Genomic DNA, 22,671 nt, shown 5'->3' on the forward strand with positions numbered 1-22,671 from the left:
CCCATCCACTACCGAAGAGCCGCGCGTTTGGAGTCTGCTGCGAGCGCGCCGAGCTTCAGGAGCTCGATCACGCGATGACCGGCCAGGACGTCGGAGCCGTCGGCGTGCACGCGCACGTCGACCTCTCGGCGCTCGCCGAGATTCAGGGTGAGGGCGGGCTCGGCACCCGCGGAGCTCACCCCAAGGTCGCGCTGCCCACGGAGTACGAGGATCTCGATCCGGATCGGCGCGCGCTCCTTGGGTCGGCGGCGGGCCAGCGCAGCGCGGATCTTGGCGAGCACACCCGCGGCGTCGTCGATGCGCTCGAAGTACTCGGCGCACGCGGGGTACTGGGAGGTGCGCGGCACGAAGCGAATGTCCCCGCGGCCATCGGCGAGCGCGAACAGCTTCGTCTCGCGCAGCGCGTCGAGGGGAATGCTCGTGACCCGTCGACGCCAAAAGTCCGTGACGATGATGACCCGCCGATCGGTGAGGCCGTAGGTCGTCCAGGCGCGGAACTCGGCGTCGAACCAGTGGCGCCCGAACAGCAGCCACAGCGGGGCGACGAGGAAGGGGAGCAGGAACACCGAGCCTTCGCTGCCCGGCGGGAGGGCGGGGGCGGTGCCCAGGGCCGCGCGCAGGAGCGGGGCCAGGCCGACGGCGAGGATGGCCGAGAAGGCGACGGCCCAGAGGATGAGGAAGAGGTCGTATCCGCGGATCACCACCCCCTGCTGCGGACGGCCAGCCCACGCGCGGGTCTCGCCCACTTCGAGCAGGTCATCGATGACATCCCCAGGGAGAGCTCGCCTGGTCACGGGAGCGTCAACCGAGCGGGCGCCGTGGCTATTTCGAGCTAGATGGCTTCGAGCGCGGCGACGAGCGCGGCGAGCTCGGGCGGCAGCGGAGCCTCGAGCACCAGCCGCCCCGAGCCGTCGGGGTGAGCAAAGCCGAGCAAGGCGGCGTGCAGGGCGTGGCGGCCCAGGCCGTCGGCGAGGCGGCGCAGCGCGGGGTGCTTGGGTCGGCGGCCGTAGAGCGGGTCGGCGAAGATCGGGTGCCCGACCATGCGCGCGTGCATGCGGATCTGGTGGGTGCGCCCGGTCTCGAGGGTGAAGCGAGCCAGGGCCGCGTGGGCGCCGAGGGGCCGGAGCACCTCCATGGTCGTCACGGCCCGGCGCGTGCCCTGGTCCGGGGCGAAGCGGCGGCGATCCGCCGGGTCGCGGCCGTGGGTGGTCTCGAGCCGGCGCCGCTCGAAGCTCGGCCGGCCCAGGACCACGCCGAGGTAGGCCCGGTCGATGCTGTGGTCGCGGAACTGCTCGGCGAGCACGGTCTGGGCCCGGAGCCCGCGGGCGAACACGATCAGTCCGCTCGTGTCCTTGTCGAGGCGGTGGACCACGCCGGGGCGCTCGGGGCCGTTGCCGGGGAGCACGGGCAGGGCGTCGGCGTGGACCTGCAGGTGGTGGAGCACGGCGTTGACCAGGGTGCCCGAGTCGTGGCCGGGGCCGGCGTGCACGACCATGCCGGCGGGCTTGTCGAGGACCAGCAGCGAGGCGTCCTCGTGGACGACGGTGAGGGGAATGGCCTCGGGCCGGGCGTGGGCCAGGGGCGCGGGCGCGGGCACCCTGAGCTCGACGCAAACCCCGGCGGCCTCGAGCCTGAAGCTGGCCTTGACCTTGCGCCCGGCGATCCGGACCTCGCCGGCGGCGAAGGCCCGGGCGAGCTGCGAGCGGCTGAGGCTCTCGTGCGCTTCGCTGCGCGCAAACGCGTCGACCAGCGCCTTGTCCAGGCGCTGGCCGATGGCGTCCTCTCCGAGGACCAGGGTTACGCTCAAGGCGCGACTACCAGATCTTGGTGTCGAGGTTGGACATCGTCTTGATCACGCGGTCGACGATGGCGCGGTCGAAGTAGTTGCGGCGGAACAGCTCGCCGGTCACGCGGCTGCGGAACAGGTCGCGGCCCTCGGTGATCTCCTCGCCCAGGACCTCGAAGAAGTTGTCGTTCTTCAGCCCCTCTTCGATCTTCGCCTTGTTGTAGAGCTGGATGTCCGAGGCGATCGCGCGCGCGAGTTGCTGGGCCCGGGCTTCGTTGTCGATGATCTGCTGGGGCACGGAAAGAGTGTGCCACACGCGGGCCGCGGACCTGAAAAATTTTGTCCGCTGACGTACACCGACCCCCGTGCTGCTCCGCGTCCCCCACCCCTGGCCGCTGCTCGCGGGCCGCCTCATCGACCGCTACGAGCGCTTCATCGCCGAGATCGAGCTCGACTCGGGGGAGCGGATCCGGGCCCACTGCGTCAACCCGGGGCGCATGGAGGGGCTCGTCCGTCCAGGTGTGCGCTGCTGGGTGTGGGCGGTGCCGCCGGACAGCAAGCGCAAGCTCCGGTACACCTGGGAGCTCGTCGAAGAGGACGGGATGATCGTCGGCGCGAACACGGTCGCGCCCAACCGCCTCGTCGGCGAGCTGCTCGCGGCGCGGGTGCTCCCGGGCCTGCGCCGCTTCAAGAACCTGCGCGCCGAGGTGGCCTACGGCGAGCGCTCGCGCGTGGACTTTCTCCTCGACGGGGCCACGCCCCACTTCGTCGAGGTCAAGAACTGCCACCTGGTCTACCCGGACAAGCGCGGCTACTTCCCCGACTCGGTCAGCGCCCGGGCGGCGCACCACCTCGAGGTCCTCGCCGAGCAGCTCGAGGGCCGGGCCAAGGCCACGGTGCTGTTCACGATCCAGCGCCCCGACGCCGAGGCGATCCGCCCCTCGGACCTCCACGACCCGACCTTCGCCGCGGCCGCGCGCACGGCCGCCGAGGCCGGGGTGCGCTTTCGGGCCGTGGTCATCCGCCCGACCCTCGAGGCCTACGAGTTCCTGCGCGAGATCCCCGTGGACCTGCGGCCCTACGACACCGAGCCCCACGAAGGCTGGCGGGCCGAGCGTCTGGTCCACTCCGGCTGGCGCCGCGACCCGAAGGGCAAGCGCGCGCAGCGAGACGAGCAAGCTCAGTCGACCCGGTGATGGCGGCGGATGAAGGTGAGCACGTGCTCGCGGACGCCGTCGCGGTCGAGGTCGCGGGCGAGGTTGTGGCAGGAGTTGGGGAGCTCGACGCGCTGCACGTATGCGGAGCTGACCCGCTGGCTGACCCGAGCGCTGCCCCAGGCGGGGGCGGCGTGGTCGTAGCGGCCGTGGAGCAGCAGCAAGGGGGCGCGCACGCGGTCGAGGATGGCGCGGACCTCGGCCTGCAAGGCGGCGAGCTCGACCACGGAGGAGTAGGGGATCGCCGGCATCGAGGGGCCGCCCTCGGCCACCGCCTGGCTGCGCGCGTCGATGCGGCCCTTGCGGTGGTGGCCGATGAGCCGGGCGAGCTCGGGGTGTTGGCGGCGGAGGTTGGCGAGGGTCCGGGCGGCGGCGATCTTCCAGCGGGGGAGCTCGAAGGGCACGCCCAGGGTGACCAGCGAGGCGAGGCTGCGGGGGTAGTGGGCGGCGAGGCGCAGGGCCAGGAGCGAGCCCATGGAGAAGCCGAGCACGCTCGCCCGGGTCCCCGTCCGGGAGTCGGTCCCCGAGTCCGCGCGAGCCGGACCGTCGAACAGCCGCCACAGGGCCTGCTCGGCGCTGCGGTACCAGCCCCACCAGTGGACGCCGTCGAGCTCCTCGAGGCTGGCGTGACCCATGAGCCGGGGGACGCTGACGCGCCGACCCTCGGCCGCCAGGGCCACGGCGAGGGGCTCGAGGTCCCAGGGCGAGCCGGTCAGGCCGTGGAGCAGCAGCACCGGGGGGCCATCGGGAGGCCCCAGCTCGATGGGCCGTCGCAACCCCCGCTTGCCGGCAGGGGCGTCAGAAACCATGGATGAATTCACAGTCCCTGCCCACCTCGCGCCGTGGACGAGGCTGCCCTTCCCGCCCCGCGCTCACGAGCGGCGGAGGAGCGGACAGCGACGAAGCGTCCCCGCTTCGGATGCCCCTGTGGGGGCAAAGCAGGCTCAGCCAACGCCGTAGTCCTTGATCTTGTAGAGCAGCGCCCGGTGGCTGAGCTCGAGCAGCTTGGCCGCGTGGGTCCGGTTGCCGCCGGTCTGATCGAGGGCGCGGCTGATCAGCTCGTGCTCGATGCGGTGGGCGGCGCGCTTGACCGAGAGGTCGTCGATGGAGAACTCGAGGTGGAAGTGCTTGCCGTCGTCGGCCGGGGCCGCGTCGGCGCCGGGGCGCTCTCGGTGCAGGCGCTGGGGCAGGCTGCGCGGGCTGATCAGCGCGCCCTCGGTCAGCACCGCGGCGTGCTCGAGGGTGTTCTCGAGCTCGCGCACGTTGCCCGGCCAGTCGTAGGTCTGGAGGATGCGCAGGGCCTCGGCGTCGAGGCCCTCGATGGTCGTGCCCAGGCGGCGGTTGATGGCCTCGAGGATGTCGGCGGTCAGCGGGGCGATGTCCTCGCGACGCTCACGCAGCGGCGGGATCGACAGGGGCATGACGGCCAGGCGGTAGAACAGGTCGCGGCGGAACTCGCTGGCCTCGACCATCTCCTCGAGGGGTCGAGAGGTCGCGGCGACCACCCGCACGTCCACGGGTCGGGCGTCGGTCTCGCCCACGCGCCGGACCTCGCGCTCTTGCAGGGCGCGCAGCAGCTTGACCTGCACGCTGACCGGGAGCTCGCCGACCTCGTCGAGGAACAAGGTCCCGGCCTCGGCGGCCTCGAACAGCCCGGCCTTGTCCCGGGTCGCGTCCGTGAACGCCCCCTTGGCGTGGCCAAAGAGCTCGGACTCCAACAACCCCTCGGGGATGGCCCCGCAGTTGAGGGCGATGAAGGGCCCTCCGCTGCGCGGGCCGAGCTCGTGGAGCGCCCGGCAGACCAGCTCCTTGCCGACCCCGGACTCGCCGAGGATCAGCACGGTGGTCTCGAAGCGCGCGACCTTGCGCAAGGTCGCGGCCAGCTTGCGCATGGGGGCGCTGTGGATCAGCAGCTTGCCGATGACCGACACGCCGCCCTCGAACTCGGCCAGGCGCGCGCGCAGCTGGGCGTTCTCCCGGCGCAGGCGCAGGCGCTCCTCGGCCTTGCGCAGGGTCAGCACGACCTCGTCGCGCTTGAAGGGCTTGGACACGTAGTCGTAGGCCCCGCGCTGCATGGCCTCGAGGGCGAGGTCGACGGTGCCGAAGGCGCTCATCATCACCAGGGTCACCTCGGGGTGCTCGGCGCTCATGCGCTCGGCCAGGCCCAGCCCGCCCAGCCCCGGCATGCGCACGTCGGACAGCACCACGTCGACGCTGTGCTCGGCGAGGTGGGCCAGGGCCTGCTCGCCACTTTCGACGCTCACCACCTCGAAGCCCGCGCGCCGCAGCAGCAGCTCGAGCATGTGGCGCATGGGCTCTTCGTCGTCGACGACCAGGACGTTGGAGAAGCCTTCGCTCACCGGTCCACCATACGAGTCGACCGTGCGCTTGGCACGCCCACCTGCGCGGCGGAGCCAGGGTGGGGAGGATCTGGCGCCTCGCCCCGATCGGTCGGCGTGAACTGCGCGGCGGGCTCCGACCTGCTCAGAGAGTCAGGGTTCCGCCAGGAGTTTCTTCGCATTTTTGGGATCCGGGAAGGCGGCGTGGGAAGCTTTTGTACGCGCGGTCCGCCAGACCTCCCTCCTGCCCATGTCTACGTCAGAAAACTCATTCGTGAACGCAGCGTCGAGCGAGCACGATCCTGGGCGGGGTCACGTGGTCCAGCACTTAAAAGACCCATCAAATCCCTATCACTTGCACTCAATTACGCATCATTTGGGCAGCCTGCGGCCGTTGACTCCACTTGCAGCGCGGCTGACAATGTCCAAGTCGAGTCCAAGGCCCGGCCAACGCGATGAAGTCCTCAGGAAAACCCGAGCCAAAGGCCGTCTCCGTGGCGACGGTCGTGGAGCCGAGCGCTCCCGAAGCCAGCGGCGACTTTGGTGGGGCGAGCGAGGAGCCCTCGACCGCGGATTCGGTGGCGAGCGCGAAGCCGGAGCCGGAGCCGGCTCCGAGTGCAGCAGCGGCGCCGGTCTCCGCCCCGGAGACCCCCGTCGCCGTTCCGGCGGCCAACGTCGCCCCGAGCCCCAAGCCGGCCAAGAGCAAGTCGCGAGCGCGATCGCGAGCGGGGCTCGAGCCGAACAACGTGCGCAAGCTTCGGCAGGAGGCGATGATGTCCAAGGCCGAGCTCGCCCGTCGAGCTGGGGTCTCGCCGCTGACCATCGACCGGGTCGAGGCGGGCTGTCCCTCGCGCATGGACACCAAGCGCAAGATCCTCGAGGCCCTCGGCCTCAAGCCCTCGGCGCGGACCGAGGTCTGGCCCGACATGGACGCCTAGACCGGACGCCGGTCGAGCCCCCGCGCGGCGGCTCGAGTCGAGCGCTGGTCCTGCCGTGCGAGCGCGCGACCACGCCGACTCGCGGGCTCGTCGTGCCCAACGTGAACCTATCGACCCGTGCCCTCCGCGACAGCGAGGGCCCAACCCGCGTGGCGGAGGCGTCCGTGAAACTTGGCTCTTTTTGGCTGAATTCGAGTGAATTTGGCGGTGTTTGTTCAAACGAGATGGGAGCGAGGAACTGATGGCGCGGCAGTGCATCGGCCTCGACATCGGCTCGAGCTCCGTGAAGCTCGTGCAGATCAAGAAGAGCCGCAGGGGTACGTCCCTACAAAACTTTGGCATCGAGCCCTTGCCGCCCGAGGCGATCGTCGAGGGGACGATCGTCGATCAAGAGGCGGTGTCCAACGCGATCCTCGGGCTCAAAAAGCGCATCTCTCTCAAGGGCAAGGACATCGCCATGGCGGTGTCCGGCAACAGCGTGATCATCCGTCGCCTGCACATCCCGGCGATGGAGGGCGCGGCCCTGGCCGAGCAGATGGAGTGGGAGGTCCGACAGAACATCCCCTTCGCCCGGGACGAGGTCATCGTCGACTGGGAGGTGCTCGTCGAGCGCACCCCCGACGAGCAGATGGAGGTCTGCCTGGTCGCGGCGAAGAAGGAGATCGTCGAGCAGTACGTCTCGGTGGTCTCGGCCGCGGGCTTCAACCCCGCGGTCGTCGACACCGACGCCTTCGCCATGCAAAACGCCGTCGAGACTTCCGTCGGCTTCTCGCCGAACGAGACCGTCGCGGTCATCAACATCGGCTCGCAGTTCTCGACCATCGCGATCATCCACAACGGAAACCCTGTCTTTCACCGGAATTTGTCAGCGGGTGGCAACACCTACACGGAGGCGATCCGCCATCGCCTGGCCGTCAGCCGAGAAGGTGCCGAAGCTTACAAAGTTGGGTCTGGCGCACCAGGCGCTGCCGAAGTCGTACCCCAGGAGGTCCATCGGGTGCTCGCCCAGATCTCCGAGCAGGTGTCCGCCGAGTTCCAGCGGACCATCGACTTCTTCGTCAATGACGCCGTCGACGCCAACCTGACCAAGGTCTACCTGACCGGCGGGAGCGCCCTGGTACCGCAACTGCCGCGGGCGATCCAAGATCGTTCTCGGGTGCCCGTGGAGATCCTCGATCCCTTCGCAAGCGTCACCGTCGACGCGCGTCGCTTTGACGTCGACTACCTCCGGGCCAACGCCCCGGTGGCCGCCGTCGCCTTTGGCCTCGCCCTGCGCGCCCCAGGAGACCACCGATGATTCGCATCAACCTATCGCCAACGGCCAAGCGTCGGGGGGCCTCGTCGCGCACTGGAGGCGCGGTCGGGAGCATCGTCCCGACGACCGACGTCTCGAAGGGCAGCCTGATCCTCGTGGGCATGCTGGCCGGATGGATCGGCGTGGGCGTGATCGGCTACTTCATGCTGCAGTCCGTCAAGGCCGACGCCGCCGCGCTCAAGCGCAAGGCCGCGAAGATCGACAAAGAGGCCAAGGACATCAACGCGCAGATCGACGAGGAGGGCCTGCAGGCCCGCTACAACCGCTACGAGGAGCTCAAGGCCGCCAAGGAGGCCCTCGAGAAGAAGCGGCGCACGCCGGTGTTCGTGTTCTACGAGCTGGCCAACATCCTGACCACGGGCGAGATGCCCGACGTCGACGAGGCCGAGCAGCGCCGGCGCGAGGCCCTGGACCCGCAGTCCCGCCTCGACCCCTCGTGGGAGGCCAACAGCGTGTGGCTGGCCAAGCTCGACGAGGACGACAACAACGTGCTGAAGATCATCGGCGGCGCCCGGGATCCGGACGACCTGTCCGAGTTCGTCAAGCGCCTGCGCGCTTCAGCCCGCTTCGCCACGGTCTCGCACCCCGAGTACGCCCTCGAGGAGTACAAGGACAAGGGCACGACCAGCGGCTCCGACAAGCCGCTCAAGCCCGGCGAGACCAACTTCGACTACTACACCTTCGAGATGACCGCGCAGGTCGCGTACTGGGACTAGGAACATGGCTGAATCGAGCTCTAGCCTGGACGTACTCGAAACCTTGCCCCCGTGGCAGCTGGCCGCCGGGTGGGTGGTCGGCGCCCTGCTGGTGATGGTCGGCTGGTACTACATCTACTACGCGGACGCGGTCACCGAGCGCAACGCCAATCAGGCCGCGGTCAAGAAGGCCGAGGCGGACCTGGAGGCGGCGCAGGACAAGCTGGCCAACTACGAGCAGCGGGTCAAGGAGCAAGCCGAGCGCGACCGCGAGCTCGAGAAGATGCTCGAGGTCGTGCCGGTCGATCCCTCGACCGTCGACCACCTGATGAGCACCTTCCAGCGCGAGGCCCGAGGCGTCGGCCTGGAGCTCGAGCGCTGGGTGCCGCAGTCCGAAGAGCGCCACGACTTCTACGCCAAGATCCCCGTCGAGGTCACCGCGGTCGGGACCTGGCACGAGCTCGGCGAGTTCTACCGCCGCGTCTCGGAGATGAAGAAGATCGTCAACATCGAGGCGGTGAAGATGAAGCTCGGTCGAGAATTCGACGACAGCGGCTTCCCCCTGCTCGCCGTCGACTTCACCGCCAGCACCTTCCGCCTGCTCAGCGAGAACGAGCAGAGCAACGCGGGCGGTGAGGACAGCACGCGCAGGAGCAAGCGATGACCATGCGGCCCCACAACCTGGTCCTGTCCCTGGCCCTCGTCGGCCTCGCGTCCCCGGGCCTGCTCGGGTGCGCCGAGGAGCAGCCCAACACCAACGTGCGCGGCATGGGCAACAAGTCCAAGGGCGGCGCCGGGACGCGGCGCAGCGGCTCGGGCGACGCCATGGGCGCGGCCCAGGGCGAGGCGCCCCAGGAAGAGAACACGCGCCCGCGCCCAGAGCTGACCCGCGACGACTTCACCGGTCGCAGCCGGGACCCCTTCCACAACTACCTCGCCGCCGAGGTCGTCGAGGCCCCGGTGCCCATCGAGGAGCCCAAGGCCCAGCGCAGCGTCAAGCTGCGCGAGTACGGCTTCGACGAGCTGCGGCTGATCGCGATCGTCAACGCGGGGCGCAACGTCTCGCCGACGGCCCTGTTCCTCGCGGGCCGCGACAACAAGTCCAAGGGCATCAAGCAAGGGGAGTACTTCAGCTCCCAGGAGCTGCTGCTCGCCTCCGTCAATCGCGACTACATCGAGGTCGAGATTGTCGACCCGGAGCTCACACCTGGCTGGAATTTGGATCGTGGTGAGCGAAAGGTCATCTACTTGAAGAACCGCTAGTTCACCGCGCGGACCCTGTCCCGTCCGCCGCCTCTTCGTTCACCTGAACCTTCTCGCACCCGCCGGCTCGCCGACGGGCAACGGGCACCGTCGCGCCTGCACCTGGCGACGGCATCCACCTCATGCAACCTCAGCGCAAAGCCAAGCACCAACGCAAGACTCGCTGGACTCCGCTCCTGGCTCTCGCCATGCCGGCGATGTTGGTCCTGACCATGGACGGACCCGCCGAGGCGGGCTCGCCCAAGGCCAAGTCCGCCTCGAAGCGCTCGCGGAGCGCCGATCAGGCCAACCGCATCGACGGGCTGACCGTCGAGGAGCTCGAGGACGGCACCACCATCCTGCGCCTGAGCGGGCACGTCGAGCCGACCTTCAACGTCTACCGCCTGTCGAGCCCCGATCGCCTGGTCGTCGACGTCAGCGCGAGCGAGCGCGGCGAGGCCGTGCCCCACGTGCCCGTCGACAGCTGGGCCGTGGGTCGGGTCTCGATCCGCTCGGTCGAGGAGCGCGACAGCAAGCTCGCGCGCGTCACCGTCGAGCTCAAGCGCGAGGCCAGCTACATCGTCGTGCCCAAGGGCAAGGACCTGGTCATCACGGTCACGCCCAAGGAGGTCGCGCCCGAGGCCTACTTCGCGCGCAAGAGCGCCGGCAAGCGCCAGGCCGAGATCCAGTCGATGGAGGCTGCGGCCGAGCGCAAGGTCGACAAGGCCGAGTCGCGGGCCGCCGAGGCCGAGCGCCGGGTCGACAGCGCCGAGAGCAAGGCCAAGCAGGCGGAGAAGCGGGCGACCGAGGCGGCCAAGCGGGCCAAGTCGGCCGAGACCGAGGCGGAGCGGATCCGGGCGGAGGCGGAGCGGATCCGGGCCGCGGCCGAGGCCGAGGCCGAGCGCGTCGAGGAGGACGCGCGCAAGCGGGCCAAGGAGATCGAGAGCGAGGCGGCCGACACCCTGCTCGAGGCGCGCAAGGTCGCCGACGCGCGGGTGTCCGAGGCCGAGGCCCTCGCCGCCGAGCGCAAGGCCCTGGTCGCCGAGCGCCGCGCGGCCCAGGCCCAGGCCGAAGCCCTCGCCGCCCAGGAGAGCGCGAGCCAGGCTCAGGCCGAGGCCGCCCGGGCCAACAGCCCCGAGGCCCTGCTCAGCGACGCCGACGCGGCCATGGACAGCCTGCGCCGCGAGGTCGCCCAGGCCGAGCGCTCGGAGTCCGAGGCCGACGAGGCCCTCGCCGACGCGCGCAAGGCCAGCCGCCAGGCGGGCAAGAAGGCCAGCAAGCAAAAGCGGGCGGCCCTCGAGCGCGCCGTCGACCAGGCCGCCTCGGCGGTCGAGGGGGCCAAAAAGCGGGCCAAGCAGGCCAAGGCCGAGCTCGCCGCGATGAAGCGCGAGCGCCAGGTCCTCGCCGACGCCCTCGCCAGCAGCGGCGAGCAGGCGACGACCCTGCGCGAGAACCTGATGACCCGCGGGGAGCAGCTCGCCGCGGCCGAGCGCGAGCTGGGCCAGGCCCGCGACGCGTACCAGGCCCTCGGCGGAGACGAGGGCGCCGCGCCGCGCAAGCGCCGGGCCCACCGTCGCGCCAAGGCCAACCTGAGCAAGGCCCAGGCGCGCTTCGACGCCGCCCAGGACGAGGCCGAGCGCGAGCAGGCCGAGCTCGCGGCCCTGACCGCCGGCGTGCACACGGCCAGCGCCGCCCTCGGGGAGCGCCTGGCGGCCCACGCCCAGGGGCGCTCGCTCAAGCACCAGTGGGAGGCCGAGCGCGCCGCCGCTGGCGAGGCCGCGGTCCGCGACGTCCGCTTCATCGACGGCCCCGACAGCGCGCGCATCGTCGTCGAGCTCGACGGCCCGGTGGTCTACGACGCGAGCAGCCTGACGCCGACCATGCGCGTGCTCGAGCTGCGCGACGCCGAGATCGCGGCACAGCTCGAGCGCAGCCTCGACACCACCAGCTTCGGCGGCCCGGTCAACCGGATCACCAGCTTCCGCGAGGGCGGGGACGTCAAGATCATCGTCGCCTCCTCCGGCGACCCCTCGACCCTCGAGCTCGACCGCGAGGGCAACCGCCTGGTCTGGACCTTCCCCAAGTCCAAGCGCACCGCCCCGGCCTCGGCCTCGGCGCAGCAGGGCCAGCTGGCCGCGGCCGGCGGGGCACCCCAGCCGCAGGCGGGGGAGGGCGCGCCCGTCGAGCACAGCGAGGTCGTCAGCCTCGGCGGGACCAAGGTCTCGGGCTTCTCGACGCCGCCGGTGATGGCCGCGCGGGGCGGGACCAAGCTCGGCGGCCGCAGCCGCTGGCGCGGCGAGCCCATCGACATCGAGCTCCAGGACGCGCCGATCAAGGACGTGCTGCTGCTGTTCTCGGACATCGGCCGGGTCAACATCATCGCCGGCCCCGAGGTCCAGGGCACGGTGACCATGAAGCTCTCGGCCGTCCCCTGGGACCAGGCCCTGGACATCATCTTGCGCTCGCTCAACCTCGGCATGGTCCAGGAGGGCAACGTGATCCGCGTGGCCACCCAGGCGACCCTCGAGGATGAGCGCCGCAAGGCCATCGAGGAGGCCAACGCGCGGGTCCAGCTCAAGCCCCTCGAGACCCGGCTGATCTCGCTGAGCTACGCCGACGTCGGCGACATGCTGCCCAAGGTCCAGAGCGTGCTCAGCTCGCGCGGCACGGTCACCCCGGACACGCGCACGAACACGCTGATCGTCATGGACGTGGCCGAGAACATCGCGCTGGCCGAGTCCCTGGTCCGCCAGCTCGACAGCCAGACGCCGCAGGTGCTGATCGAGGCCCGCATCGTCGAGGCCCGGACCAACTGGCTGCGCCAGCTCGGCATCCAGTGGGGCTTCGACTTCGTCGCCAGCCCCGGCACGGGCAACCCCACGGGCCTGCTCTTCCCCAACGCCATCGGCATCGGCGGCGGCTCGGGCAGCAACCAGTCCCCGGTCAACGGCCTCATCCTCCCGGGCGCGGCCGCCAACCCCAACTACGCCGTGGACCTGCCCGCGGTCGTCGGCACCGGCTCCGGTGGCGCCCTGGGCTTCAGCTTCGGCAGCCTCTCGGGCAACCTCAACACCAACCTGCGCCTGAGCGCGGCCGAGAACGAGGGCGACGTCCGCATCATCTCGGCGCCCAAGATCGTCACCCTCGACAACACCGAGGCGCAGATCGAGCAGGGCGTGCAGATCCCCATCGCCCAGGTGTCCGCCCAGGGCGTCAACACCCGCTACGTCAACGCGACCCTCGGCCTGCGGGTCACGCCCCAGGTCACCAACGAGGGCGCCGTGCTCCTCGAGGTCGAGGTCCAAAAGAACGAGGCCGACTTCGTCAACACCGGCGCCCGGGGTGATCCGACCATCCTGACCAAGTCGGCGCGCTCGCAGCTGCTCATCACCGACGGGGACACGGCCGTCATCGGCGGCATCTACACGCGCAACCAGGCCATCAACCACTCCAAGGTCCCCTGGTTCGCCGACATCCCGATCATCGGGTGGTTCTTCAAGAACCGCACGGAGCGCGACGACCGCTCGGAGATGCTCATCTTCCTGACGCCGCGCATCGTCAACCGGTCCGAGAGCATCGGCGGCTAGGCGCTCGGACGAATCCATGCAGCAGGGGGAGGCTTCGGCCTCCCTCTTTGTTTATGCTGCCCAGGTGACTGTGACTGTGACTGAGCCGAGCTCGAGCCCCGCGCGCGCGGTCAGCCCCGGCCCCGTCTTCCTGGTCGGGATGATGGGCGCGGGCAAGTCCACGGTCGGGCGGGCCCTCGCCGCGGACCTCGGCGCGACCTTCGTCGACCTCGATCGCCGCATCGAGCGGATGTTCGGGGCGAGCATCGCCGAGCTGTTCGAGGACGGCGAGGCTTACTTCCGCGCCTGCGAGCGCGCGGCCTTGTGCTCGCTCCTCGACGAGCCGGGCTTCGCCGGCGCTCGGGTGGTGATCGCCACGGGCGGCGGGGTGGTCGTGGATCCGGCCAACCGGGCCGACATGGCCGGCGCCGGCCGGGTCGTCTACCTCGAGCTCCCCGTCGACGCGCTGGTCGCCCGGCTGAGCACGGACGCGGCCCGGGCCGAGCGCCCGCTGCTCGAGGACCGGGCCTCCCTGCGCGAGCGCCTCGACCAGCTGCTGCGCGCCCGGGCCTCCGCCTACGCGAGCGCCGAGCTGCGCGTCGACGCTCGCCCGCCGGTGCGCGCCGTGGTCGAGGCCCTGCGTGCAGCCCTGGCAGCTTGAGCGCGGCTACACCGGGGTCGGTGTCGCGCAAGGTGGGAGCTTTGTTGCGGTGCGGGTTGCCCTGGGACCCGGTCGCGCGATAAGACGCTCTCAGGCGTCGTGGCATCGGCGTTGACGGATCCCGAGCGAGCCATGGCCCCGGACAAGCGCAAACCACTCGCGCTGCATGTCGCCGTCCCCACAGAGGACGACAGCTACCCCGTACTGGTAGGCCCCGGCCTGCTCGGTCGCCTCGGCCACGAGCTGCGCCGCAGCCACCCCAAGGCGAGCAGGGTGGCGCTGATCTCCGACACCAACGTCATGCCCCTCTACGGGCAGGCCGCGCGGGAGAGCCTCGAGGCCCAGGACCTGGAGGTGCACAGCTTCACCGTCCCCGCGGGCGAGGCCACCAAGTGCACCGAGCGCCTGTTCGAGCTCATCGATGGCATGGTCGCCGCGCGCATGGGTCGACGCGACGTGGTCGTGGCCCTCGGCGGCGGCGTGGTCGGGGATCTCGCCGGGCTCGCGGCGGCGCTGTTCATGCGCGGCATCTCGCTGATGCAATGCCCGACCTCGCTGCTCGCCCAGGTCGACGCGTCCGTGGGCGGCAAGGTGGCCATCGACCTGCCCTCGGGCAAGAACCTGGTCGGCGCGTTCCACTTCCCCACGGTCGTGCTCATCGACCCGGAGGTGCTCTCGACCCTGCCAGACCGCGAATTGAGCTGCGGCCTGGCCGAGATGCTCAAGCACGGCGCGCTGTTCTCCCCGGAGCACTTTTGCCAGGTCGTGGCGGCCTCCGACGACATCTACGCCCGCGACACGGACGTGCTCGCGCGCATGGTCGCGACCTCCGTGGGCCTCAAGGCCGCGTGCGTGAGCCGGGACCCCCGGGAGCAGGGCGAGGCCGGCAAGGGCCGGGTCGTGCTCAACCTCGGGCACACCGTGGGCCACGTGCTCGAGATGCTCTCGGACTTCGAGCTCAAGCACGGCGAGGCGGTCGCCCTGGGCCTGGTTGCGATGGCGCGGCTGTCCCAGCGCAAGCAAATCGCGCCCACGCCACCGGCTGGGGCTGGGGGGGCTGGAGCTGGGGCTGGAGTTGCCGAGGCCGGGGAGCAGGGCCTCGAGGACCAGCTGCGCCAGGCGCTGGCGGCACTGCGCCTGCCCACGAACCTCGACGAGTGGCTCGAGGACGAGCGAGCCAGCCGCATGGAGAGTGTGCTGGCCAACGACAAAAAGCGCGCCGGCTCGTCGATCTCCTTCATCGCCCTCAAGGCCATCGGCAGCCCGGCGGTGCTCTCGCTGACGGCCGCCGAGATCGTGTCTTTGTTGCGGGATCCGGACGGAGATTGCTAGGCTTCGAGTCGAAGAGTGTAGGGTCCCCCTTTGGGGACGCTGCGCCCTGGAGTTCGGCCATGTTGTCTCGTCTAGCCTCGTCCATCGTATCCCGCTGCGCCCTCGCGGGGACCCTCGCCTTCACCGCCTTCACGGGCCTCGGCTGCGTCGACGAGCAGGATCACCTCGTGATCAGCCGCGCGGTGTGGTTCGACGCCCGCGACAACTGCGTGCTCAGCAACAACACCGCCTCGCCCCTCAACATGGTCGCCGACGTGTCCTTCGACACCCAGATCGGCATGGGCTTCGTGGTCGAGAACAACCAGATCCAAAACGCCGGCAGCAACACGGGCATCGACGACTCGGTGGTCCAGCTGCTCTCGGCCGACGTCACCTTCACCTACTCCGGCGGCGCGGCCCCGACGGGCTTCAACTCGCCCATCCCCCAGACCTCCATCGCGGGCGGGGAGTCGGACGTGGTCCTCGTCGACATCCCGACCTCCATCACCGAGCAGCTGCGCGGCACCCTGAGCGAGGGCGTCATCGAGGTGCTCGAGATGACCGTGGTCATCAAGGCCCGGCGCACGGACTCGATCTCCGACGACGGCCCCCTGGGCAAGATCGAGACCCAGGAGTTCACCTACCCCCTCGAGATTTGCCTCGGTTGCCTGCGCTACTGCGGCGCGCCCTCGGACTCCGAGGAGTGCGTCGGCGTGTGCCCGTCGACGACGGGCTTCTCCGGTACCTGTGGGTATGCGCAGGGTCTGCCCGTGAGCGCCCCGGGCTGCGAGCCGGACGCCTGACTTTCCGCTCGCCAGCCCCTTTGCGTGCTTGACCCCGCGAGGCATTGGCTGCGACGCTGATCGAGCTGCCCATGGACGAAATTCTGCGAACCATCGTCGAGAAGACGCCGAGCGCCAAGGGCGCGATCCTCATGGGCTTTGACGGGATCTCCGTCGAGCAGTGGGTCCACCCCGACCACGAGGACGACACGGACATCGAGTCCATGGCGATGGAGTTCTCCTTCCGCTTCATGGAGCTGCGCGACGCCGCGAACAGCCTCGGCATGGGCGGCCTGTCGGACATCACCCTCAAGGGGGAGTACGGGACGGTCATCGTCCGCGTCATGTCCGAGGAATACTTCGTCGCGGTGATGCTCGGCTCGCCCGGGCACATGGGCAAGGGTCGGTGGATGCTGCGCTCGCAGGCCAAGGCCCTCAACGCCGACCTCTATCGCTGATCCGCGACCCCACTCGAAGGCGGGACGAGGGTGGACGGCGAGCTGAAGCCGCGCGTGCTCGTGTTGAACGGGCCGAACTTGAACTTGCTCGGTGTGCGCGAGCCGGAGGTCTACGGGACCACCACGCTCGCCGACATCGAGGGCAGACTGCGGAGCCTGGGCGCGCGCTTGGGCCTCGAGGTCGAGTGCTTCCAGAGCAACTCCGAAGGTGAGCTGATCTCGGCCATCCACGCCTTCGGGTACGGCGACGTGTCTGCGATCGCCCTTGCGCGGCAAGGAGCTTCGCCCCCTCCCGCGGGTTCGCCGGAGGCCAGTGCGAAAGCTCCGCAGGAGGCGCGACGCGGCCTGATCATCAATCCTGGCGGGTACACCCATACTTGTGTCGCTCTGCGCGACGCCATCGCGGGCGTGCCGTACCCCACGATCGAGGTGCACCTTTCCAACCTTTACGCGCGCGAGTCCTTTCGGCACACATCAGTGACCGGCGGGGCTTGCCGCGGGGTGATCATGGGGCTCGGAGCCGAGTCCTACAACCTCGCGCTCTCGGCCCTCGCTACGGTGCTCCAATCCGAGCCCGCGCCAGCCTAGACTGCTGGCCACGCCCTCCAGCCCGACAACGCGACAATGTCCGATCAAGACTCCAAGCTGCCCGAAATCTCCTACGTCAGCGAGCTCGCCAAGGTCTTCAAGCGCTACCGTCTCGACGAGCTCGAGATCGAGACCGGTGAGCAGCGCATCCTCCTGCGCCGCGGCGACGTGACCAGCCAGACCCTGGTGCCCGCCCAGACCGTGGTTGCCCAGGCGCCCGCGGCGGCCGCCGCTCCGGCCGCCGCCGCGCCGGCTCCGCCCGCCTCCGCGCCGGCCAAGGCCAAGGCCGAGCCCGAGGGCGACTTCATCACCTCGCCCTTCGTCGGCACCTTCTACCGCTCGCCCGGCCCCGACAAGCCCGTGTTCGTCGAGCCCGGCAGCACCGTGACCCCCGGTCAGACCGTGTGCATCGTCGAGGCGATGAAGCTGTTCAACGAGATCGAGGCCGAGTTCGGCTGCGTGATCGAGGAGTGCCTCGTCGAGAACCAGGCGCCCGTCGAATTCGGGACCAAGCTGTTCAAGGTGCGCCGTCTGTGACCAAGTTCAGCAAGGTCCTCGTCGCCAACCGGGGTGAGATCGCCCTGCGCGTGATCCGGGCCTGTCGCGAGATGGGCCTGCGCACCGTCGCGGTCTACTCGACCGTCGACGCCGACGCCCTGCACACGCGCTTCGCCGACGAGGCCGTGTGCATCGGGCCCGCCCAGGCGGCCCAGAGCTACCTCAACATCCCCAACCTGATCGCGGCGGCCGAGATCTCGGGCGCCGACGCGGTGCACCCCGGCTACGGCTTTTTGTCCGAGCGGCCGGAGTTCGTCGACGCGGTCCAAAAGTGCGGGATGACCTTCATCGGGCCCGACCCCGAGCACATGCGGACCATGGGCGACAAGGTCATGGCCCGCGAGACCATGAAGAAGGCCGGCGTGCCCGTGCTCGAGGGCACGACCGTGCTGGAGTCGGGCGAGGAAGCCCGCGCGGCGGCCGAGCGCATCGGCTTGCCGGTCATCCTCAAGGCCTCCGCCGGCGGCGGCGGCCGGGGCATGAAGATCGTCTGGGACCTCGACGAGGTCGCGCCCACGCTCCAGACCGCGCAGGCCGAGGCCCTCGCGGCCTTCGGCTGCGGCGACATGTACTGCGAGCGCTACATCACCAGCCCGCGGCACATCGAGATCCAGATCGTCGCCGACCAGCACGGCAACGTCATCGATCTGCTCGAGCGCGAGTGCTCGGTTCAGCGCCGGCACCAGAAGGTCATCGAGGAGGCGCCCGCCTCGAACTACAGCGAGAAGCTGCGGCGCGAGATGGGCGAAGCCGCGATCGCCGCAGCCCGCGCGATTAATTACAACTCCCTGGGAACAGTAGAATTTCTCCTCGACGGAGATCGCTTCTACTTCATGGAGATGAACACCCGGGTCCAGGTCGAGCACTGCGTGACCGAGATGATCACGGGCGTAGACCTGGTTCAGGAGCAAATTCGGCTGGCTCAAGGCGAGCCCCTCGGCTGGCTGGACCGCAAGTGGCGTCCGCGCGGTCACTCCATCGAGTGCCGAATCAACGCGGAGCACCCGGTGAACTTCGCGCCGCACCCAGGTACCATCACGGCGCTGAACCTCCCCGGCGGGACCGGGGTACGGATCGACACCCACGTGTACCAGGGCTACACCGTGTCCCCCTACTACGACTCCATGCTGGGCAAGCTGATCGTGCACGCCCAGGACCGCGACAAGGCCATCGCGCGCATGCGCCGGGCCTTGGGGGAGTGCGTGTTCGAGGGGATCTCCACAAACGTCGCTCTGCACCGGTGGATCCTCAAGCAGGCGCCCTTCACCGAGGGCCGCTACGACACCCACTTCCTCGAGCGCAACATGGATCCAGACGCGATCCAGGCCGAGCTCGACTCGCACGCTTGATCCGAGCAGACGACCCCGATGGCCTTCCAGCGAGACAAAGCCCTCCAAGCCGCGCAACAATTCGCGGCCCGCGGTGAGCTGGACAAGGCCATGAAGGAGCTCCAGGGCGTGGTCGAGGCCGTGCCTGGGGACACCCAGGCGTGGCTGCTGTTCGCGGACTGCCTGCAGCGCGCGGGCAAGCTGGACCTGGCCGTCGAGCGCTACGTGCACGCGGCCAACCTGCTGCTCTCGAGCAACGAGGTGCCCCAGGCGCTGCAGGTCTACCGCCAGGTCCTCAACCTCGCGCCCGAGCGCTACGACGTGCACCTGAGCACGGCCCAGGCCTTCGAGCAGCTGCGCCGCGTGCCCGAGGCCGTGGCCCTCTACGAGAAGGTGGCGGGGGTCTACCTGCGCTCGGGCAATACCCGCGAGGCGCTGATGCTCTACGAGCGCGTCGCCGACTTGATGCCGCGGGAGATGGCCAAGCGCCTGCGCCTGGCCGAGCTCTTCTCCCGCGAGCGGCGGACCGACGACGCCGTCGAGCACTTCCGCCGCGGCGCCGACTTCCTGCGCGACGCCGGCCGCCACCAAGAGTACGTGCGCGTGGCCGAGCGCCTGCTCTACCACCGCCAGGTCGACGCGGTCATCCGCGACCTCGTGCGCGTCTACCTCGAGCTCGATCAGCCCCGGCGCGCGCTCATGAAGCTCAACGAGCTGCTCCAGCGCGTGCCCACGGACGCCCTGGGCCTGGAGCTGCTCGCGGACACCTTCGTGCGCCTGGGCAAGACCGACAAGGCCGTGTCCGTGGTGCTCGAGCTGGTCAAGATCCAGCGCGACCCCAAGGCGGGGGCGGACGGCCTGCGCCACGCCGTCGCGGTCCTGCGCAAGGCCGCGGAGTGGGCCCCCGACAACGCCGACGTCGCCAAGCTGCTCGCCGAGCTCGGCCCGCAGGTCCCGGCCGAGGAGGTCGAGGAGCTGTCGGAGTTCGAGGAGATCGAAGAGATCGACGAGCTGTCGGAGTTCGAGGAGATCGAAGAGTTCGACGAGGTCGAAGAGCTCGAAGAGGTCGCCCCGACCCCGACCCCGACCCCGACCCCGCCGCCCCGGACCGCTGCAGTGCCCTCGCCGCGGCGAGCCTCGCTGACCGAGGAGGTCATCTCCGAGGGCGACCAGGCCTCGCCCGAGGAGAGCGGCGAGGTCGACATCGACAAGCACCTCGAAGAGGTCCGCGTCCTCACCAAGTACAAGCTCTTCGAGCACGCCCTGGTCCACGCCGACCAGATCCTCGGCGCCCAGCCCCACCACCTGCAGGCCCTCGAGATGCGCGCCAGCATCCTGTCCGAGCTCGAGCGCCACGGCGCGGCCGTGCAGACCTGGGTCTACCTGGGCGAGCTCGTGGCGGCCAGCGACCCCGCGGCCGGGGCCGCCCACGCCCAGACCGCCCTCGAGATCGACCCCACCCATGGCGGCGCCCAGGAGCTGGCCGAGCGCTGCGCCAGCGTGCTGTCCGCGACCTCGGAGGCCGAGCCTGAGCTGGCTCCGGCCGTGCCCACGGAATTCGACGACGATCCCCTCGGCATCGACGTCAGCGAGTCCCTGGTCATCGGCGACGACGACGACGACGACCTCGGCGACCTCGACCTCGATCTGGGCCTCGGGGGCGATCTGGTCACCGAGCCGCTGTCCGCCCACACCGCGCCCCCGAGCCGCGACGTCGAGGTCGTCGCGCCCGCCCGCGAGGACTCCGAGGGCAACATCGACATCGGCTCGGCGGACCCGAGCCTGACCTCCGAGCTCAACCGCCTCGTCGACGACGAGGACGACTTTGCGATCTCCGTGGACACCGGCTCGGAGGTCACCGAGCTCCCCCGCGAGGAAGACTTCGAAGACCGCTTTGGCCTCGACGACGAGGACGAGGAGGACTTCTTCGGCAGCGAGGACGAGGCCGCCAGCGAGGCCGTCGAGGAGAGCACGGGCCGCCCGGTCGTCGGCCGGATCAGCCCGGACACCCCCGACGCCCCGGACGCCCCGGATCCGGGCGAGGACGGCGACTTCGACTTTGGCTTCGGCGAGCCCGAGCCCGAGCCCGGCTCGGAGCCCGAGCCCGCCCCCCAGCAAGGCTGGCCCGACATCTCCGGAGAGCTCGACGAGCTCGACTTCTACCTCGACAACGAGCTCGAGGACGACGCCGTCGCGGCCTACAACGACCTCTCGGAGCTCTACCCGGGCCACCCCGAGCTCGCCAAGGTCGCCGCGCGCCTGGGCCTCGCCGCCCCCGAGACAGAGCCGGAGGTCGAGCTCGAGCCGGAGCCAGAGTCGGAGTTCACCCTCGAGCCAGAGCCGGAGTCGGAGTTCACCCTCGAGCCGGAGCCGGAGTCGGAGTTCACCCTGGAACTGGAGCCGGAGCCGGAGTCGGAGTTCACCCTCGAGGACGACGAAGACGGGGCCGCGCCCTTGCTCGACCTCGAGGACGAGGACGACGACGACGACTTCCTGTCCGCGATCTTCGACGACAGCGCGCCCAAGACCCGCAAGAAGCGGGAGGTCGCCATCCAGACCAACGACGTCGAAGACGCCGACGCCGGCGACCGCTTCGACCTCGGCACCGCCTACCGAGAGATGGGCCTCATCGACAAGGCCATCGCCGAGTACGCGACCGCGGCCAAGGATCCCCGCTGGCAGGCCAAGGCCCTCGTCCAGATGGGCATGCTGCGCCTGCAGCAGGGCAACGGCGAGGGAGCCATGGAGCACTTCTCCGAGGCCGCGTCTGTCGCCCGGACGAAGGACGAGCGCTGCCAGGCGAACTATGAGCTGGCGATGGCGCTGCTCGACATGGGGCGGGAGGACGAGGCCCGAGAGGCGCTGGAGCGGGTGGACGCTGGGTTCCGGGATCGGGACGAGAAGTTGATGCTGCTGGCTTAGTGCTGGTGGGGTTTTCTGGGGGCCGGGGTGGATGCTCGTTGGGTTGGTTGAGCCTGGGGTGGATGCTCGTTGGGTTGGTTGAGCCTGGGGTGGATGCTCGTTGGGTTGGTTGAGCCTGGGGTGGATGCTCGTTGGGTTGGTTGAGCCTGGGGTGGATGCTCGTTGGGTTGGTTGAGCCTGGGGTGGATGCTCGTTGGGTTGGTTGAGCCTGGGGTGGATGCTCGTTGGGTTGGTTGAGCCTGGGGTGGATGCTCGTTGGGTTGTCCAACCACTGCTGTATGCAGCCCGGGTTGGAGAGCAGGCTATTTTTTCCCATGAGGTGCTATCGGGAGGCCCTCGACAGCGTCCGCCCCGACGATGAATCGTGCTCGCTTCGCTGCGCGCGATTCATCCACCTCACGCTCGCTTCGCTCGCTGCGGCTCCGGTCATGGGGCGGCGAGGGGAAATGTTTTGGCGGGGGTGAAGACCATGGTTGCTGGGACTTTGCTGGTTGTGGAGGTTGGTGGGGATGCAACCGGCCGCCGCGGACCTCGTGTTGGTTCGCCCGGCATTCTTCTGGCGCATACACAGCAGGCCGCTCGGCGGGAGGGGTCCCTGCGACGAGCACCGAGCCGAGTACAGACTTGGAAGAGCAATGAGGTGTGGCTCGGCTCGAGCGCAGGAGTGGGGAGGAGCCCGCCGAATAGGCCGCGGAGCACCGTCGGAGCCAACCCAGCACCGCAGTCCAAATTGCACCGCCGGAGCCAACCAAGCACCGCAGTCCAAATTGCACCGCCGGAGCCAACCCAGCACCGCAGTCCCATTGCATCGTCGGAGCCAACCAGGCACCGCAGTCCCATTGCATCGTCGGAGCCAACCAGGCACCGCAGTCCCATTGCACCGTCGAAGCCAACCAGGCACCGCAGCCCCGAGAGCGCGCCAGCCCGAGAACACCGCACAACGAGGTTCCCTCCGCCCTCGAGCGCAC

At 69.9% G+C, this 22,671-nt stretch carries 20 protein-coding genes; 15 read left to right on the forward strand and 5 right to left on the reverse strand.

Annotation, left to right across the window (positions count from 1 at the left end; genetic code table 11):
• Positions 1-8: 8 nt before the first annotated feature.
• From PPSIR1_RS35495 to PPSIR1_RS35505, 3 genes are read right to left on the reverse strand one after another with little or no spacing between them, the layout of a single operon-like run.
• Positions 9-794 carry a hypothetical protein gene (locus PPSIR1_RS35495; RefSeq protein WP_157596322.1) on the reverse strand — a complete coding sequence of 262 codons (786 nt, stop codon included), beginning with the start codon at positions 792-794 and terminating at the stop codon, positions 9-11.
• Between the two features lie 38 nt (positions 795-832).
• Complete coding sequence (locus tag PPSIR1_RS35500) at positions 833-1,807, reverse strand: RluA family pseudouridine synthase (RefSeq protein WP_006976094.1); 975 nt, start codon at positions 1,805-1,807, stop codon at positions 833-835.
• A gap of 7 nt (positions 1,808-1,814) precedes the next feature.
• Entirely contained in the window at positions 1,815-2,084 is a 270-nt protein-coding gene (locus PPSIR1_RS35505) for a hypothetical protein (protein WP_006976095.1), read from the reverse strand.
• A 67-nt stretch (positions 2,085-2,151) separates the two neighbouring features.
• On the opposite strand from PPSIR1_RS35505, the gene sfsA reads away from it, so the two are divergent.
• Entirely contained in the window at positions 2,152-2,982 is an 831-nt protein-coding gene (gene sfsA, locus PPSIR1_RS35510) for a DNA/RNA nuclease SfsA (protein WP_006976096.1), read from the forward strand.
• Here sfsA and PPSIR1_RS35515 read toward each other — a convergent pair.
• Positions 2,967-3,734 (reverse strand): alpha/beta hydrolase, encoded by a 768-nt coding sequence (locus PPSIR1_RS35515; RefSeq protein WP_006976097.1) that lies wholly within the window; start codon positions 3,732-3,734, stop codon positions 2,967-2,969. The two genes, sfsA and PPSIR1_RS35515, sit on opposite strands and share 16 nt — an antisense overlap.
• A gap of 210 nt (positions 3,735-3,944) precedes the next feature.
• On the reverse strand, positions 3,945-5,360 hold the full coding sequence (locus PPSIR1_RS35520; RefSeq protein WP_006976098.1) for a sigma-54-dependent transcriptional regulator: 1,416 nt from the start codon (positions 5,358-5,360) through the stop codon (positions 3,945-3,947).
• Positions 5,361-5,833: 473 nt separating this feature from the next.
• On the opposite strand from PPSIR1_RS35520, the gene PPSIR1_RS46960 reads away from it, so the two are divergent.
• The 14 genes from PPSIR1_RS46960 to PPSIR1_RS35595 all read left to right on the forward strand — a co-directional run bounded on the left by PPSIR1_RS46960 (position 5,834) and on the right by PPSIR1_RS35595 (position 21,703).
• Positions 5,834-6,277: a helix-turn-helix transcriptional regulator gene (locus PPSIR1_RS46960; RefSeq protein ID WP_232296599.1), complete on the forward strand. Its 444-nt coding sequence runs from the start codon at positions 5,834-5,836 to the stop codon at positions 6,275-6,277.
• Between the two features lie 241 nt (positions 6,278-6,518).
• Positions 6,519-7,574 carry a type IV pilus assembly protein PilM gene (gene pilM / locus PPSIR1_RS35530; RefSeq protein ID WP_006976100.1) on the forward strand — a complete coding sequence of 352 codons (1,056 nt, stop codon included), beginning with the start codon at positions 6,519-6,521 and terminating at the stop codon, positions 7,572-7,574.
• On the forward strand, positions 7,571-8,308 hold the full coding sequence (locus PPSIR1_RS35535; RefSeq protein ID WP_006976101.1) for a PilN domain-containing protein: 738 nt from the start codon (positions 7,571-7,573) through the stop codon (positions 8,306-8,308). Before pilM ends, PPSIR1_RS35535 begins: the two co-directional genes overlap by 4 nt.
• Before the next feature lie 4 nt (positions 8,309-8,312).
• Entirely contained in the window at positions 8,313-8,951 is a 639-nt protein-coding gene (locus PPSIR1_RS35540) for a type IV pilus inner membrane component PilO (protein WP_086001983.1), read from the forward strand.
• The gene (locus tag PPSIR1_RS35545) at positions 8,948-9,550 is read left to right on the forward strand and encodes a hypothetical protein (protein WP_006976103.1); all 603 of its coding nucleotides are present in this window, start codon (positions 8,948-8,950) and stop codon (positions 9,548-9,550) included. Before PPSIR1_RS35540 ends, PPSIR1_RS35545 begins: the two co-directional genes overlap by 4 nt.
• A gap of 188 nt (positions 9,551-9,738) precedes the next feature.
• Positions 9,739-13,116 (forward strand): type IV pilus secretin PilQ, encoded by a 3,378-nt coding sequence (locus PPSIR1_RS44755; RefSeq protein WP_006976104.1) that lies wholly within the window; start codon positions 9,739-9,741, stop codon positions 13,114-13,116.
• Positions 13,117-13,180: 64 nt separating this feature from the next.
• Positions 13,181-13,756 (forward strand): shikimate kinase, encoded by a 576-nt coding sequence (locus PPSIR1_RS35560; protein WP_198154689.1) that lies wholly within the window; start codon positions 13,181-13,183, stop codon positions 13,754-13,756.
• 99 nt (positions 13,757-13,855) lie between these two features.
• Complete coding sequence (gene aroB / locus PPSIR1_RS35565) at positions 13,856-15,088, forward strand: 3-dehydroquinate synthase (protein ID WP_157596323.1); 1,233 nt, start codon at positions 13,856-13,858, stop codon at positions 15,086-15,088.
• Positions 15,089-15,147: 59 nt separating this feature from the next.
• A complete protein-coding gene (locus PPSIR1_RS35570) occupies positions 15,148-15,870 on the forward strand; it encodes a hypothetical protein (protein WP_006976108.1) in 723 nt (240 codons plus the stop codon).
• 44 nt (positions 15,871-15,914) lie between these two features.
• Positions 15,915-16,307: a roadblock/LC7 domain-containing protein gene (locus tag PPSIR1_RS35575; RefSeq protein ID WP_006976109.1), complete on the forward strand. Its 393-nt coding sequence runs from the start codon at positions 15,915-15,917 to the stop codon at positions 16,305-16,307.
• 30 nt (positions 16,308-16,337) lie between these two features.
• Positions 16,338-16,895: a type II 3-dehydroquinate dehydratase gene (locus tag PPSIR1_RS35580; protein ID WP_006976110.1), complete on the forward strand. Its 558-nt coding sequence runs from the start codon at positions 16,338-16,340 to the stop codon at positions 16,893-16,895.
• Between the two features lie 36 nt (positions 16,896-16,931).
• On the forward strand, positions 16,932-17,432 hold the full coding sequence (gene accB, locus PPSIR1_RS35585; protein ID WP_006976111.1) for an acetyl-CoA carboxylase biotin carboxyl carrier protein: 501 nt from the start codon (positions 16,932-16,934) through the stop codon (positions 17,430-17,432).
• Positions 17,429-18,802: an acetyl-CoA carboxylase biotin carboxylase subunit gene (gene accC / locus PPSIR1_RS35590; protein ID WP_006976112.1), complete on the forward strand. Its 1,374-nt coding sequence runs from the start codon at positions 17,429-17,431 to the stop codon at positions 18,800-18,802. The genes accB and accC overlap by 4 nt, the downstream gene beginning before the upstream one ends.
• 18 nt (positions 18,803-18,820) lie before the next feature.
• Positions 18,821-21,703 carry a tetratricopeptide repeat protein gene (locus PPSIR1_RS35595; protein WP_006976113.1) on the forward strand — a complete coding sequence of 961 codons (2,883 nt, stop codon included), beginning with the start codon at positions 18,821-18,823 and terminating at the stop codon, positions 21,701-21,703.
• Positions 21,704-22,671 lie beyond the last annotated feature (968 nt).

The sequence above is a fragment of the Plesiocystis pacifica SIR-1 genome, assembly GCF_000170895.1.
In the GTDB taxonomy this organism is placed as follows: Bacteria; Myxococcota_A; Polyangia; order Nannocystales; family Nannocystaceae; genus Plesiocystis; species Plesiocystis pacifica.